This is a genomic window from Herbidospora galbida, from assembly GCF_005233835.1.
GTDB lineage: Bacteria > Actinomycetota > Actinomycetes > Streptosporangiales > Streptosporangiaceae > Herbidospora > Herbidospora galbida.
The window spans coordinates 114,744-128,929 of record NZ_SZQA01000011.1 but is presented as its reverse complement, the minus strand read 5'-3'; the positions used below and the strand labels follow the sequence as shown (position 1 = coordinate 128,929).

The 14,186-nt window shown below is 71.2% G+C and carries 12 protein-coding genes; 5 read left to right on the top strand and 7 right to left on the bottom strand.

The window, feature by feature from the left end; genetic code table 11:
• The first annotated feature begins 6 nt into the window (after positions 1 to 6).
• From FDA94_RS41100 to FDA94_RS14000, 3 genes are all read left to right on the top strand, one after another.
• Positions 7 to 2,013: an acyltransferase family protein gene (locus tag FDA94_RS41100; RefSeq protein ID WP_137247494.1), complete on the top strand. Its 2,007-nt coding sequence runs from the start codon at positions 7 to 9 to the stop codon at positions 2,011 to 2,013.
• A 60-nt stretch (positions 2,014 to 2,073) separates the two neighbouring features.
• Complete coding sequence (locus FDA94_RS14005) at positions 2,074 to 3,192, top strand: glycosyltransferase family 4 protein (RefSeq protein ID WP_137247493.1); 1,119 nt, start codon at positions 2,074 to 2,076, stop codon at positions 3,190 to 3,192.
• A gap of 93 nt (positions 3,193 to 3,285) precedes the next feature.
• Positions 3,286 to 4,014, top strand: a complete 729-nt coding sequence (locus FDA94_RS14000) for an acetoacetate decarboxylase family protein (protein WP_137247492.1) — start codon at positions 3,286 to 3,288, stop codon at positions 4,012 to 4,014.
• Positions 4,015 to 4,021: 7 nt separating this feature from the next.
• On the opposite strand, the gene FDA94_RS13995 is transcribed toward FDA94_RS14000, so the two are convergent.
• The 6 genes from FDA94_RS13995 to FDA94_RS41090 form a co-directional block, all read right to left on the bottom strand.
• Positions 4,022 to 4,903: a glycosyltransferase family 2 protein gene (locus FDA94_RS13995; RefSeq protein ID WP_137247491.1), complete on the bottom strand. Its 882-nt coding sequence runs from the start codon at positions 4,901 to 4,903 to the stop codon at positions 4,022 to 4,024.
• A gap of 149 nt (positions 4,904 to 5,052) precedes the next feature.
• Positions 5,053 to 5,811 (bottom strand): CDP-alcohol phosphatidyltransferase family protein, encoded by a 759-nt coding sequence (locus FDA94_RS13990; protein WP_137247490.1) that lies wholly within the window; start codon positions 5,809 to 5,811, stop codon positions 5,053 to 5,055.
• The gene (locus tag FDA94_RS13985) at positions 5,789 to 6,829 is read right to left on the bottom strand and encodes an iron-containing alcohol dehydrogenase family protein (RefSeq protein ID WP_170990928.1); all 1,041 of its coding nucleotides are present in this window, start codon (positions 6,827 to 6,829) and stop codon (positions 5,789 to 5,791) included. The genes FDA94_RS13990 and FDA94_RS13985 overlap by 23 nt, the downstream gene beginning before the upstream one ends.
• Before the next feature lie 29 nt (positions 6,830 to 6,858).
• Positions 6,859 to 7,590, bottom strand: coding sequence for a phosphocholine cytidylyltransferase family protein (locus FDA94_RS13980; protein WP_137247537.1), 732 nt, complete (start codon positions 7,588 to 7,590; stop codon positions 6,859 to 6,861).
• Between the two features lie 93 nt (positions 7,591 to 7,683).
• Complete coding sequence (locus tag FDA94_RS41095; RefSeq protein ID WP_137247488.1) at positions 7,684 to 8,307, bottom strand: DUF5941 domain-containing protein; 624 nt, start codon at positions 8,305 to 8,307, stop codon at positions 7,684 to 7,686.
• Positions 8,307 to 9,731: a CDP-alcohol phosphatidyltransferase family protein gene (locus FDA94_RS41090; protein WP_137247487.1), complete on the bottom strand. Its 1,425-nt coding sequence runs from the start codon at positions 9,729 to 9,731 to the stop codon at positions 8,307 to 8,309. Before FDA94_RS41090 ends, FDA94_RS41095 begins: the two co-directional genes overlap by 1 nt.
• Positions 9,732 to 9,955: 224 nt before the next feature.
• Between FDA94_RS41090 and FDA94_RS13965 the strand changes: the two genes are divergently transcribed.
• The gene (locus FDA94_RS13965; protein ID WP_137247486.1) at positions 9,956 to 11,350 is read left to right on the top strand and encodes a bifunctional cytidylyltransferase/SDR family oxidoreductase; all 1,395 of its coding nucleotides are present in this window, start codon (positions 9,956 to 9,958) and stop codon (positions 11,348 to 11,350) included.
• Between the two features lie 10 nt (positions 11,351 to 11,360).
• Entirely contained in the window at positions 11,361 to 13,112 is a 1,752-nt protein-coding gene (locus FDA94_RS13960; RefSeq protein ID WP_137247485.1) for a CDP-glycerol glycerophosphotransferase family protein, read from the top strand.
• Here the strand turns inward: FDA94_RS13960 and FDA94_RS13955 are convergent.
• Positions 13,092 to 14,108: a glycosyltransferase family 2 protein gene (locus FDA94_RS13955; protein WP_137247536.1), complete on the bottom strand. Its 1,017-nt coding sequence runs from the start codon at positions 14,106 to 14,108 to the stop codon at positions 13,092 to 13,094. The genes FDA94_RS13960 and FDA94_RS13955 overlap by 21 nt on opposite strands.
• Positions 14,109 to 14,186: the final 78 nt, after the last annotated feature.

Sequence of the window (14,186 nt, the reverse complement as noted above, 5' to 3'; positions counted from 1 at the left end):
GGGGTGATGGGCCGGATCACCGACGACACCCACCTCGACCTCCCCGCCATCCAGGGCGCCGACCCGCTGGCCCCCGGTCAGCCGGTCGACAACCACGACCCGTCCGCGACGGGCCCCCAACGAGCGGTCGACCACGGCACCGGCCCCCAGGCCCACGGCGTGCACTCGACGGGCCCGCAGCAGGTTCCCCAGAACCCCTACGCCTCGGGCGGCCGCCTGGCCGACTCCTTCGCGCCCCCGGCCCCCCAGAGGCCCGGCCCGGACACCGGACAGTCCCCCTTCCCGGCCCCTTATGACGGCCCCGGGGCGTCCGGAACCCCCGGATCCTTCCCCGGCGGCGGCACATTAGCGTCACCCGGCGCTACGGGGGCCTTCCCCGGTGGCGGCGCACCCGGAACTCCCGGGCGGTTCCCCGGCTCAGGCGGGCCCGGATCCGCCTCGGGCACCGGCGCTTTCGGCATGCCCGGCTCCGGCGCGCCCGGGAACGGGCCGCTCTCCGCGCCCACCCACACCTCCGCCGACCCGCTGCCGCAGCGCAAGCCCCGCGACCGGCGGCCCAAGGCCGACGACGGCCCCGGCGAGGGGTTCGACTACTTCGGCGGCGGCGCCCCGAAGGCCGCGCAGCACCCGCAGTCGGCCACGCGCATCCCCCACAGGCCCGACCCGCAGCAGGGGCAGCGCATCCCGCACGCCGCCGCGCAGCAGGCGCCCCCCGGCATGGCGCCGGTCGACTATCCCGACCCGCCCGCCGACTGGAGCCCGTGGCAGCGCCGCCGCTCCCCCTACGACCCGCCGTCGGCGCCGCTGCCCACGCAGCCGCCCGGGTTCGAGAACTTCCAGACCGACACCTTCGCCGCCGTCGGCTCGCAGACGGGCGGCCACGCCGGGGCCACGACGGGCGGCTTCCCCGAGTCGCCGTCCATGCCGCTCCCCGCGTGGGCCGCGACCCCGCCGACGGCGACGCCGCCGACATACGGGGAGGAAGAGGAGCCCCAACCGGCCAAGAAGCCGCGCTCGCACCACCTCGACAACGTCAAGTTCGTGCTGATCGCGCTGGTCATCTCCAGCCACGCGCTCCGTGACACGGTCGGCGCCGACACGGCGAACAAGGCCGGGTACATCTGGGCGTTCGCGTTCCACATGCCGCTGTTCGTCATGATCAGCGGTTACCTGTCGCGGAACTTCTGGGACTCCCGGGGCAAGGTCAACAAGCTCGTCGACACGATCCTCATCCCGTATGTGATCGTGGAGGTCGGCTACGCCGTCCTGCGCTGGGCCCTGGGCGGCAAGTGGACGCTCACCATCACCGACCCCGCCTGGCTCAACTGGTATCTGGTCGCGCTGCTGCTCTGGCGGGTGACGGTCCCGGTGTGGAAGCGGGTGCGCTGGCCGTTCACCGTCGCGGTCGTGGTCTATCTGCTCTCGGGCTTCTCGCAGCTCGAACAGGACTTCAGCATGGACCGGTTCTTCGGCCTGCTGCCGTTCTTCGTGCTCGGCATGGTCCTCAAGCCGGAGCACTTCGAGTGGCTGCACAAGTCGTGGGTGCGCATGATCGGCGCGTTCGTCCTCGCGGCCTGGACGGCCGCCGCGATCGTGCTCGCGCCCCAGCTCGGGCTGAAGATCTTCTACAACCGGTACAGCTACGCCGACCTCAACATGAATGACTGGTGGTACGCCATCGGATTCCGCCTGGCGTTCCTGGTCGGCGTGCTGGCGCTGTGCTTCGCGGTGCTGGCGATCATCCCCAAGCGGGAGACCTGGTTCAGCGACCTCGGCGTCCGCACCCTGTACGCCTACCTCCTGCACGGCATCCCGATCCTGATCCTGAAGGACTTCGGGCTGCTCAAGCTGGAGTGGCTGCAGGGCCCGCTGGGCACCCTGGCGATCATCGCGAGCTCCTTCGTACTGGCGATAATCCTGTGCCTGCCGGTCACCAGGGCCGTCTTCAAGTGGCTGCTCGAACCGCGCCTGACCTGGCTCTACCGGAAACCGCAGGCGGAAGTTCAGCCGTAGTTCGGCTGCGGTTAACGCCCCGCATCCGGGCATGTCGGACCTGCCGGTCAGCCTCGCTGCATGAAGGTATGTGTCGGCACGGTCGTCCATCATCCGGAGGACGCCCGGATCATGCACCGGCAGATCCGGGCGCTGCTGGACGCGGGTCACCAGGTCACCTACGTGGCGCCGTTCACGCACTGCAACGTGACGCCGCAGCCGGAGATCCGGGCCATCGACGTGCCCCGGGCCGTCGGGCTGCGCCGGGCCAAGGCGCTGCGCGCCGCGCGGAGCGCGCTGAAGCGGGGGTGCGCCGACGCCGACCTTCTGCTGGTGCACGACATCGAACTGCTCCTGGCGCTGCCCAGGCGGCGACCGGTGACGGTGTGGGACGTGCACGAGGACACGGTGGCCGCGCTCGACGCGAAGCCGTACCTGCCGGACTTCGCGCGCACCACGCTGCCGCCGCTGCTGCGCAACCTGGAGGCGCGCGCGGAGCGGCGCCTGCACCTGATCCTGGCCGAGGAGTCCTACCGGGCCCGGTTCGCCGGCGACCACCCGGTGGTGCCCAACCACACCTACGTCGCCGAGACCGCGCCGCCCCCGCCGGGCGAGTCGCGGGTGGTGTACGTCGGCCACATCTCCCAGGCGCGCGGCGCCACCGAGATGGTCGAGCTGGCGAAACTGCTGCGCCCCCACGGCATCAGGCTCGACCTGATCGGCTCCGCCGACGCCGACGTGCGCCCGATGCTCCGCGACGCCCAGCGCACCGGCCTGCTCGACTGGTTCGGCTACGTCCCGAACCGGCACGCCCTGCGGATGGCCCAGGGCGCCCTGGCCGGCCTGTCGCTCCTGCACGACGTGCCGAACTACCGCGAGTCGACGCCGACCAAGGTGATCGAGTACATGGCCCAGGGCGTGCCCGTCGTCACGACGCCGCTGCCCAAGGCCGTGGAGGCGATGAAGGGCTGCGGCACGGTCGTGCCGTTCGGCGACGTGGACGCCGCCTACCGGGCGGTCCTGGAACTACGCGACGACCCCGCCCGCCGGGCGAAGGTGGCGGCCGACGGCCACGCCGAGGCCCGCGCCGCCTTCCACTGGCCCGACCGGGCCCCCGAGTTCGTCTCACTGCTGGAGAACTGGGCCTCGGCCCGCGGCCGGGTGACCGTCCGCGGCGGGCAGCGCGCCGTGGCGGTCTGAAGCGAGACGCTGACGGCCCCGTCAGTGGCTCGCGCCGCGAATCCGCCTCGTAGAAGCTGTACGGGCCGCCCTCCACGTTGATGTACTGGGGCTATGGCTAGCCATCTCATCCAGGGCCGCCGGGTGGACCTTCCGGTGGAGGTCAGGGACGCGACGGCGGGCGCGGCGACCTATCTCGTGCGGGCCGACGCGGCCCGTGCGGTGATCGCCTACTCGGGGCTCGACGTGACCGAGATCCTCCCGGGGAAGGCGCTGTGCACGCTCGTCTTCGCCGAGTACAAGGACTCCGACCTGGGGGCCTACCACGAGTTCGGGGTCGTCTTCTGGGTCCGTCCACCCGAGGCCGGGCCGCCGCCACGACGGTCGGCGCGGGCGGGGGTGCTCGACATCAGGGCGAGCGGGTCGGCGGCGTTCGTCCACTGGCTGCCGGTCGACCAGACCTTCACGATGGAGGCGGGCCGGGAGATCTGGGGCTTCCCGAAGGAACTGGCCGACATCGACGTCCGCCAGAAGACCCCCTACAAGCGCTGCGTGCTGCGCAAGGACGGCCGGCTGGTGCTCGACCTGCTGATCCGGCCGGGCGTGCCGCTGCCGAACGCGGGGCTGCCGGGGTTGGAGGCCTTCGCGCACCGCGACGGCGGGACGCGGCGTACTGGCTGGAGTGTGCGGGCCTCCGGGGTCAGGGCCCGGCCGGGCGGCGCGCTGATCCGGCTGGGCAACCATCCGATCGCCAAGGAGCTCAGCGAGCTCGGGCTGCCGAAGCGGGCGGTGGCCACGATGACGGCCGCGCACGTGTCGATGAGCTTCGGCGAGGCCTTCTAGAGGGCGTCTAGACGATGGGCGGGCGGCCGAGCTTGAGCATGTGCCAGGCCGTCCGCCACGCCATCGGGCGGCGTTCGCCGGCCGGCTCGCGCCAGCCTTCGGCGAAGCCGCGGAACCAGGCGCGGAGCGCGAACGGCGAGCGGTCGCGCAGGACCGTCAGCAGCATCCAGTTGCCCAGGTAGGCCAGCACCAGCGGCCAGGGCAGGTTGCGCCGGGCCAGCCAGACGCGGTTGCGCGCGTTGAGCCGGTAGAAGTCGGCGTGGCGGGTGGGCAGCACGAGCGGGTGGAACATGACCGTCTCGGCGTCGTACTCGATCCGGTAGCCCTCGCCGAGGAGGCGCCAGGCCAGGTCGGTCTCCTCGTGGGCGTAGAAGAACTTCTCCGGCAGGCCGCCGACCTGGAGGAACGCCGAGCGCCTGATGGCGCAGGCGCCGCCCAGGAACGTCGTGACGGGGGAGCTCCGCTCAGGGTCGCCGGCCCGCAGGCGGGGCACGTGGCGGCGCTGCACGACCCCGGCGTCGGGGTCCATCACCCGGAAGGAGATCACGGCCAGGTCGGGCTCGGCCGCGAAGCGTTCGCGGATGTGCGCGGCGACCTTGTCGTTGGCGTACCAGCCGTCGTCGTCGAGGAAGAGCACGACGTCGCCCGAGCACTCCTGCACGCCCCGGTTGCGTCCTTCGGGGATGCCGACGTTGTAGGCGAGGCGGACGGTCTTGACGGTGGCCGAGGACCCGGGCTGCGGTTCCACCGAGAGCGGCGGAACCTCGACCCCGTTGCCCACAACCACCACTTCGATATCACCGTCGACCTGCGTCAACGCCGATTCGACCGCGCGGTCGAGTTCCGGAATGCGATTACCCATCGTGAGGATGACACAGGAAATCTTCATGCGTCATCGCCCCGGCACGAGGTGGAAGACACACGATTTCATGATCACCGAGTCTATTCGGGCGGGCAAATCCGGACTAAGCGTATCGGAACCAGCGGCGAACACCCACCAAACACGAAGTGTCCGGGCAAGAGAGATCGCCGCTGAAATCAAGCGAGCCGCCGCGAGGCGAGAATGCTCACCAAGTGCAGAATAAGTTGCACACCGGCGATGATCGCGCAAGCCACGACGAGAATCCTGGTCGCGGGGAACCAGAAGTCGAGAACGGCCGCGACCACCACGATAAGTGACAACTCGACCGCTTGGATCACCCGGTGGAACCGCAGCGCGGCCGCCGCCCGGCGGGCCATGGCCAGCTTGCGCGACTGGAACTGGGTCGCCGACACCTCGGTCGCCGCGATGAGCCCCGAGCGGGCCCGCGCGACGTCGACCAGGTCGGTCTCCGACTTGATCAGGATCGCGCCGAGCGCGGCGGCGAAGCCGAGCACGGTGTACCAATCGGGCCACGTCTCGGAGGCCCGGAAGCCGAGCCCGATGAGGATCGCCGCCTCGGCGAAGTAGTGGCCCACCCGGTCGAGGTAGACCCCGGTCAGCGAGGTGCGCCCGGTCCACCGGGCCAGCTCGCCGTCGGAGCAGTCGAGCAGCAGGTAGACCTGCACCAGCAGCGCCGCCAGCACGGCCGCGGCCAGGCCCGGCAGCACCAGCACCGCGCCCGCGGCCACCCCGGTCACGATCATCAGGCCGGTGACCTGGTTGGGCGTGATGGGAGTGCGGGCCAGCGCCCAGGTGACGTAGATCGACAGCTTGCGCATGTAGAGCAGGCCGGCCCAGTGTTCCCCGTTGCGGCGCTCCAGGGTCATCTCGGGCTGCGCCTTGGCGCGGACTTCAGCGACCGACGGCGTGGACATAACCCTCAACTCGATCACGGATCTCGCCCTCGGTCAGGCGGAGATGCTCAAGGATGGTGTAACGACCCGGACGGGTCGACGGCGCGAGCGCGATCGCCTCGGCGAACTGCTCGGTGGTCAGGCCCACGTCGAGGTGGGTGACCGGCAACTGGTGGCGGCGAAGGCAGTCGACGATCTGGCCCAGCCGGGCCTCGTCGTCGCGCAGGTGGAAGCAGAACGCGGCGCCGATGCCGGCCAGCTCGCCGTGGTTGGAGGTGCCGGGAAAGAGCTGATCCACGGCATGCAGGATCTCATGATCGCCGCCACTCGACGGACGGCTTGACCCGGCGATGACCATCGACATGCCGGAAAGAATCAAAGCCTCCGCCAAGACGGTCAGGAACGCGTCGGACTCGATGGAGTCGCTGCGCCCCATGACGGCCTCGGCGGCCGTACGGGCCATGGAACAGGCCAGCCCGTCGATCGGCTCACCGCGCTCGGCGTTGCCGAGCTGCCAGTCTTCGATCGCCGACAGGTTGCTGATCACGTCGCCGACCCCCGAGCGCACCAGCGCCGGAGGGGCGTCGTGGACGAAGTCGAGGTCGACCATGATCGCCAGTGGCATCGGCACGCCGAACGAGCCCTTGCCGCTCTCGTGGGTGAGCGAGGCCACCGGTGAGCAGATGCCGTCGTGGGCCAGGTTGGTCGCCACCGCGACCATGGGGATGCCGGCCAGCGAGGCGGCGTATTTCGCGGCGTCGATGGTCTTGCCGCCGCCGATGCCCACCAGCGCCTCGTAGGCGCCCTTGCGCAGGTCGGCGCCGAGCGAGACGGCGGCGTCGACCGAGCCGTCGGGCACCCGGAAGACCTCCGCGTCGCCCAGCGAGGGCGCGATGACCTCGGTGATGCGGTCGCCGAGGCCCGCGCCCACGGCCACCGCCACCCGCCCGGAGGTCGCCACCCGGCTGTCGGCCAGCAGCGACCCGAGCTGCGCGATGGCGCCCCGGCGCACCTCCATGGTGATGGGTGCGGGGAGCATCCTCGCCAGAATCGGCATGTGCCCGCCTCTCAGTAGGTCGCGGCGATGACGCGGGCCTTGGCGAGGTCGTCGTGGTTGTCGACCTCGACCCACCGCACGTCGCCGATCGGGGCGACGTGGATGGCCTCGCCGCGCTCGACCATCTCCTGGTAGCCGTCTTCGTAGTAGAGCTGCGGGTCGCGCTCGAAGGTGGTGCGCAGCGCGTCGGCCAGGCGCTCGGCGGCGCCCGGCCGGATGAGGGTGGCGCCGATGTACTCGCCGTAGGCCTCGGAGGGCTCCATCAGCTTGGTGATGCGCTTGAGCTCACCGCCGCCGAGGGTGACCTTCATCTCCTCGTCGCCGAGCGTCTTCACGTCGTCGACCGCGAGCAGCACGTCGCTGGTCTCGGGAGCGTTCAGCAGGGTGTGCTCGACCGAGACGGGGTGGACGGTGTCGCCGTTGACCAGCAGCACACCGTGGGAGAAGTAGTCGCGGGCGCACCAGAGGGAGTAGGCGTTGTTCCACTCTTCGGCCTTGTCGTTGAAGACCAGCGTCAGGTTGACGCCGTGGCGGTCTTCGAGCGCCGCCTTGCGGTCGACGACGGCCTGCGCCTGGTATCCCACGATCACCACGACCTCGCGGAGGTCCACCGCGGCGAGGTTGCCCAGGGCGATGTCCAGGATCGTCGTCTCTCCGTCGACCGGCACCAGCGCCTTGGGCAGTGTGTCGGTGTAGGGCCTTAGACGGCGGCCGGCTCCGGCGGCCAGCACCATTCCCAGCAACGTGCGCTCCTTGGGGTCGAACTGCGTGTAACCCCACAGGTTAGTTGCCAACCGGACCTGATCGTGTAATCCGAATGAGGGCTGTTGTTCAGATTAATCATTGATGCCGAGATTGGCGGCCTCCGTACCGGAACGCGGAGCCGCCAGCCAGCAGGTCACGCTCTCCCAGCCGAACATGCCCCACAGGTAGAGCGCCAGGAGCACGAACACCGCCGTCACCCCGTCGAACCAGGCGCCGGCGGCGACCACGAGCATCCGGCCCTCCCAGCCGAACCCCGCCGCCGCGAGCCAGGCGGGCGGGTAGACGTGCTGGCGGACCCGGTAGACGAGGTCGTAATGGTGGAAAAGGATAGCGCCGAGGAGCAGGAAGATGATCACCGGGGGTACCCCGTGGGCGAACCCGACCGACGCCACGAAGCCGTATTCGGTGATCCGCAGGATCGGCGGCACCAGCCAGTCGAGCCGCCCGTCGTGGCGGTGGGAGGAGCCCGGCCCGGCCAGCAGCAGCGCGACCGCCGGGGCGAACACGGCCAGGCCGTCGGCGCCCGCCACCCCGAGGGCCAGCAGCACCCCGGTCACGAACATGCCCGCCAGGGCCGGCGGCAGCGGCGGGATCTGGCCGGAGACCATCGTGCCCATCGCGGCCGACAGCGGGCCGTCGTCGCGGTAGGCGACCACGTGGCCGGCGGGCACCGGAGACAGGTGAGCCGTCGTCATCAGAGCGACCTCGCGATCCGTCCGGTGAGCGTGTAGAGAGTGGCGACGCCGCCCCAGACCAGCAGGGCGACGAAGGTGACGTGGGCGTTGAAGAACGCCGCCGTGACGGCGATGAGCGCCATGCGCTCGCCGATCGGCAGCACCACGATCTTCTTGGCCCAGCGGGTGGCGGTGCCCTTCTCGAACTTCCCGGCCAGCTGCACCAGCCGGGCGCCATCGGCCGCCACGGCCAGCGACCGCCGCGAGTTCCCCCACGCCGAACCCACCTTCGCGGCGTCGGCGACGGCTCCGGCGTACGAGAAGTCGATCATGTGCCGGATCGCCTGCAGCAGCATCGCGGCGACCGCCAGGGCCCAGATGTTCTCGGGCCCGGTACGCCCCCCGACGATCCCCCCGGCGTAGCCGATGGCCAGCCCGACGTAGACGACGTACTCCTTGACCCGGTCGAACGTCGCGTCGAGCCAGGCGCCGATCGGGCTGAACCGGCGCGTGTAGCGGGCCAGCTGCCCGTCGACGCAGTCGAGCACGAACGACAGGTAGAGCGCGACCGCCCCGGCGAGCTGGGCGGCCCGGGTCCCGGTGGAGAACCAGATCGCGGCCATCGCCGCCAGGCCGACGGAGATGCCGGTCACCCCGTTGGGCGTCAGCCGCAGCCAGGCCGCCGCCTTCACGAGGTGGCGCGACCACGTGCTGACGGCGTAGGTGGCGAAGAAGCCGTCGTCCTGTTTGATCGCGGCGTCGAGCCGGGCGCGTTCCTCGTCGACCGTGCCGAGACGGCCGAACGCCGCGTCGGCGGCCTCCTGCCCGGTCACGCGTTCGGCGTGCAGGACGCCGAGCCGGACCGCCGCGACCGGCACCCCGGAGCGCACCATTCCGGCCAGCAGCAGATCGGCTGCCTCGTCGTCGCGGGCCTCGCCGAGCAGGTCTTCTTTGGCCAGGTCGCTCAGCTCGGCCGCGACCGCGGCCAGGCGCGGCAGGTCGGACGCGGCCACCTGGAGCACGCCGCGGAAAGTGGCGTTGGGGCCGACGAGCTGGTGGAAGGAGTTCCCGGCCGCCGCGACGCGGTCGTTCTCGACCCTGACCGGGCTCGCGCCGGGGCCGGGCTCGCCCGGCGCGACCAGCGCGCCGGTGCCCCGGGCCGGGTGCTCCAGCAGTCCGGCGATGGCCTCGGTGTGGGCGACCACGTCACCTGAGATGATGGCCAGCGGCGCGGAGCCGGCACGGGCCACGACGGCGATCTCCCTGAGGTCGTCGGCGAGGTCGCCGCCCGCGCGGCCGACCACTCTGACCGCGACCGGGATTGAGGTGAGCTGTTCGGTGAGCCGTCCGAGCACGGTGCCCCCGTCGCAGGCCAGCCGGGCCGCAGGGGTGTTGGCGAGCACGACCGCCACGGTCTGCGTGACCGTGTCGGGCTGAACCTGCATGTCAGACCCCACTTCACTCGACGCCCGCCGTAACCCGAAAAGTAACCGAGTGATCACTAATGGGCAATCACCCCGGCGGAAGCGAGACGCGGCCGGCCGAAGGCCGGTCGTGGCTCGCGTTGTGAATCTGCCCCAAGAACTCGAGACGCGGCCGGCCGAAGGCCGGTCGTGGCTCGCGATGTGAATCTGCCCCAAGAAGTATCGTGCGGGCGGGGAGGATCAAGATGATCGAATCACGGTTGCGCACGGTCGGCGTCGTCCTGGCCGGAGGCGTCGGGCAGCGGGTCGGGCTCAACACGCCGAAGCAGCTCCTCAAGATCGCGGGCCGGACCATCCTGGAGCACACCCTGGCCGTCTTCGACGGCCACCCCGACATCGACGAGGTCGTCGTGCTGATGACCCCGGGGTTCGGTGACGAGGTGCGGGCGCTCGTGGAGCGTAACGGTTTCACGAAGGTCAGCAAGGTGATCGACGGCGGAACGAGCCGGACCGAGTCGACCTGGCTGGCCCTTTCCGCCCTGGGAGACGAGGAATGTGACGTCCTGCTGCACGACGCCGTGCGGCCGTTGATCGAGCCCCGCATCATCGCCGAGTGCGTCGAGAAGCTGCAGGAGTTCCAGGCGGTCGACGTCGCGATCCCGTCGAGCGACACCGTCGTCGTGGCGGTTCCCGGGCCGTCGGGCGAGATCATCCGCGACATCCCCGACCGCGCCTGGCTGCGGCGCGGGCAGACCCCGCAGTGCTTCCGGCTGTCGGTGATCCGCGACGCCTACCGGCGCGCGATGGCCGACCCCGACTTCGACAGCCGGCCCGCCACCGACGACTGCGGCGTCATGCTGCGCTACCGCCCCGACGTGCCGATCTCGATCGTGCCCGGCAGCGAGCACAACATGAAGGTGACCCACCCGGTCGACGTCTACCTCGCCGACAAGCTGTTCCAGCTCGCCGCCGCCACCCCGCCCGACCCGCAGCCCGGCCTCGACCTCACCGGCAAGGTGATGGTCGTCTTCGGCGGCTCCTACGGCATCGGCGCCGACGTCGTCGACCTGGCCCGCAAGCACGGCGCCGACGTCCGCGTCTTCTCCCGCACCGCCGGCGCGGTCGCGGTGCAGAACCCGGCCGCGGTGGCCGAGGCCCTCCAGGGGGTGTACGCCGCCACCGGCCGCATCGACTTCGTGGTCAACACCGCCGCCGTGCTCCACATGGGCAAGCTGGCCGACACCGACCCCGCGACCATCGAGGAGACGGTCGGCGTCAACTACCTGGGCCCCGTCAACGTCGCCAGGGCGGCCTTCAGGTACCTCGCCGAGACGCGCGGCCACCTGCTGCTCTACACCTCCTCGTCCTACACGCGCGGCCGGGCCGACTACAGCCTCTACTCCTCGGCCAAGGCCGCCGTCGTCAACCTCACCCAGGCGCTCGCCGACGAGTGGGCGCCCCACGGCATCCGGGTCAACTGCGTCAACCCCGAACGCACCGCCACGCCGATGCGGCAGCGCGCGTTCGGCGACGAGCCGCCGACGTCCCTGCTCTCTCCCTACGCGGTGGCCGAGACCAGCATCGATGTGCTGGTGTCCCCTTTGACCGGACAGGTGATCGATGTGCGGCTGACTGGGTAACCCCCCCTCTATGGGGAAGAAAGTCCTGGTCACGGGCGTTGTGCTGGGCTCGTACCCGGCGCTGGTGGCGACCGCGCTGGCGCCGTCGCCGTGGCTGTTCGCGGCCGCCGTGCTCGTGTCCTACGCCGCCGAGCCGGTGCTGCCGAAGGCGGCGGCCGACCAGCTGAGCCGGGTGCACCTGGGGGTGACGGTCCGGTTCCTGGCTCGGGAGATGGCGGCGGTGCTGCTGCTGGCGCGGCTGGGGCTGCCGTTCGAGTTGCCGGCCGGCGGGCTGTTCGTCTTCCACGCGATGCGGGCGACCCAGACCGGGCTGGCGCTGTTCCTGCACCGGTGGCACCACCTGCGGCCGGTCGAGTCGCGCAACCTCCAGGTCACGCTGCCGAAGGCGCCGCCCGACCGGCTGCTCGGCCAGCGCGGGACCCGGCTGCTCTACTTCGACGTCCCGCCCGTCGTGCTGGCGGCGGTCGCGGGCCTGACGGGCGACACCTGGCTCGCGGGCGCCGGAGTGACGGCGACGCTGGCCGCCATGGCGGTGGTGACGGCGATGCTCGGCCTGGAGCTGCGCCGGGCCGCGCCGGTGGCCGACCGGCGCCGGGTCATCCATCTCGTCGACGAGCGGGTCAGGGCCTACGACCCGGAGGTCATCCTGTACTTCTCCGGCGCCGCCAACGCCGTCTACCAGGCGTCGATGTGGCTACCCGTCCTGGAGGCGCTGCCCCGGCGGGCGATCGTGGTGCTGCGCGAACGTCCCCTCTTCAACGCGCTGGCCCCGACGTCGCTGCCGGTGCTGTGCATCCCGTCGGCGGTCGACATGATGAACTTCCGCGGGCTCGACAGCGCCCGGGTGGCGCTGTTCGCCGCCAACGTCGGCAACAACATCCACATGCTGCGGGTGCCGGGCGTGGTGAGCGTGTTCGTCGGCCACGGCGACAGCGACAAGGAGGCGTCGTTCAACCCGTACACGAAGGTCTACGACCAGGTCTGGGTGGCGGGGCCGGCCGGCCGCGACCGCTACCGGCGGGCCGACGTCGGGGTGCGCGACGAGGCGATCGTCGAGGTGGGCCGGCCACAGCTGGCCGGGATCAAGCGAGTCGCGGACGGTCCGAGACCGGCCGTGGCTCGCGCCGGGAATCCGCCTCAGATGAACGAGAAGGGCCCGCAGACGCGGTCGGTGCTCTACGCCCCCACCTGGGAGGGGTGGACCGACGACCTGTTCCACAGCTCGGTGGCGGCGATGGGGCCCCATCTGGTCGACGCGCTGCTCGCCGAAGGGGTCAGGGTCGTCTACAAGCCCCACCCGCTGACCGGCCACCGCTCGATGACGGTCCGCCGCGCGCACGGCGCGATCATGGCCCGGCTGCGCCGCGAACACCCCGACTCGGGCACGGTGGTGCTGGGCCCCAAGCCGAGCCTGTACGACTGCTTCAACGACGCCGACCTGCTCATCAGCGACATCTCGAGTGTGGTCGCCGACTTCATGGCTTCGGGCAAGCCCTATGTCGTCACCAACGTGGCCGACCGGGAGCGCGCCGAATTCGTCACCCGCTATCCGTCGGCCGGAGCGGCCTACCTGCTGTCGGAAGACCTGCGGGAGCTGCCCGAGATCCTGGCCCAGCTGTCGAAGGACCCGGGAGAGGACGAGCTCGCCGACGCCCGCCGCGCCCTGCGCGGCTACCTGCTCGGCGACGGCGACCCGATGGCCCGGTTCGCCGCGGCCGTCGACGAGGCCTACGAGCAGGGGCTAATGAAGCAGGTCCTGTAGCCCGACCGTCTGGTGCTTCTTGCGCAGCCGCTTCGGGCTGGTGATGAAGCCGGTGCCCCATGACAGGTGCATGGCGGCGTAGACGACCGGAAGGCGGAGCAGGGCGGCCGGTTCGAGGTCGCGGCCGGTCAGCACCGAACCGGCGACGATGGCCAGCACGTAGCCGACCGGGATGACGAACGCGGGCGGCCAGAAGAACCCGGCGACCAGGCCCAGCACGATCAGCGAGACCGCGATCGGCGGGGCCAGGTAGCGGAGGTTGATGGTGCCCTGGTGGGTGCGGGCCACCACCCGCCGCCAGCGGCCGTAGTGGAAGTACTGGCTGGCCAGGGCTCCGACGGTGGCGCGCGGCCGGTAGGAGACCCGCATCTTCGGCTGGAACCACACCAGGCCGCCGGTCTCCCGGATGCGGTGGTTCATCTCCCAGTCCTGCGCGCGCTGGAAGTGCTCGTCGTAGCCGCCGACCCGCTCGAGCGCGGTGCGCCGGAACACGCCCAGATAGACGGTGTCGGCCGGGCCGCCCTCGCCGCCGACGTGGAAGGCGGCGTTGCCGACCCCGATCTTCGAGGTCATCGCCCGCGCGACCGCCTTCTCGAACGGGCTGACGCCCTCGGCGGCCATGATGCCGCCGACGTTGTCGGCGCCGGTCTGCTGGAGGGTCTCCACGGCGGTGCGCACGTAGTCGCGCGGCAGCATGGCGTGCCCGTCGACCCGGGCCACCACCTCGCCCTTGGAGGCGTTGATCGCGGCGTTGAGCGCGTTGGGGGTGCGGCCCGTGGGATTGGGCACCAGGGTCACCCGGGGGTCGGCCGCGGCGATCGCGTCGGCGACCTCCTGCGTGCGGTCGCGGGAGGGGCCGACTGCCAGGACGACGTCGATCGGGCCCGCATAGTCCTGGTCGAGGACCTGCTGGACCGCTTCGCGTAGATGCCGCTCTTCGTTGAGCACCGGCATGATGACGGAGACCGCGGGGGGCGCGTCGAGGAAGGGGTTCATGGCTGCGCTCACGCTACTGTACGAGGGGGCGTGGACGGCAACCTCAAAGGGGGAGCGCGTGGAGGACTCGGGTGTTCA

Excerpts from the sequence above, each read along its gene's own strand:
- FDA94_RS41090 (WP_137247487.1), bottom strand. The coding sequence starts at position 9,731 with ATGCAGGTTCAGCCCGACACGGTCACGCAGACCGTGGCGGTCGTGCTC.
- FDA94_RS14005 (WP_137247493.1), top strand. The coding sequence starts at position 2,074 with ATGAAGGTATGTGTCGGCACGGTCGTCCATCATCCGGAGGACGCCCGG.
- FDA94_RS13955 (WP_137247536.1), bottom strand. The coding sequence starts at position 14,108 with ATGAACCCCTTCCTCGACGCGCCCCCCGCGGTCTCCGTCATCATGCCG.
- FDA94_RS41100 (WP_137247494.1), top strand. The coding sequence starts at position 7 with ATGGGCCGGATCACCGACGACACCCACCTCGACCTCCCCGCCATCCAG.
- FDA94_RS13960 (WP_137247485.1), top strand. The coding sequence starts at position 11,361 with ATGGGGAAGAAAGTCCTGGTCACGGGCGTTGTGCTGGGCTCGTACCCG.
- FDA94_RS13995 (WP_137247491.1), bottom strand. The coding sequence starts at position 4,903 with ATGAAGATTTCCTGTGTCATCCTCACGATGGGTAATCGCATTCCGGAA.
- FDA94_RS14000 (WP_137247492.1), top strand. The coding sequence starts at position 3,286 with ATGGCTAGCCATCTCATCCAGGGCCGCCGGGTGGACCTTCCGGTGGAG.
- FDA94_RS13965 (WP_137247486.1), top strand. The coding sequence starts at position 9,956 with ATGATCGAATCACGGTTGCGCACGGTCGGCGTCGTCCTGGCCGGAGGC.
- FDA94_RS13985 (WP_170990928.1), bottom strand. The coding sequence starts at position 6,829 with ATGCTCCCCGCACCCATCACCATGGAGGTGCGCCGGGGCGCCATCGCG.
- FDA94_RS41095 (WP_137247488.1), bottom strand. The coding sequence starts at position 8,307 with ATGACGACGGCTCACCTGTCTCCGGTGCCCGCCGGCCACGTGGTCGCC.
- FDA94_RS13990 (WP_137247490.1), bottom strand. The coding sequence starts at position 5,811 with ATGTCCACGCCGTCGGTCGCTGAAGTCCGCGCCAAGGCGCAGCCCGAG.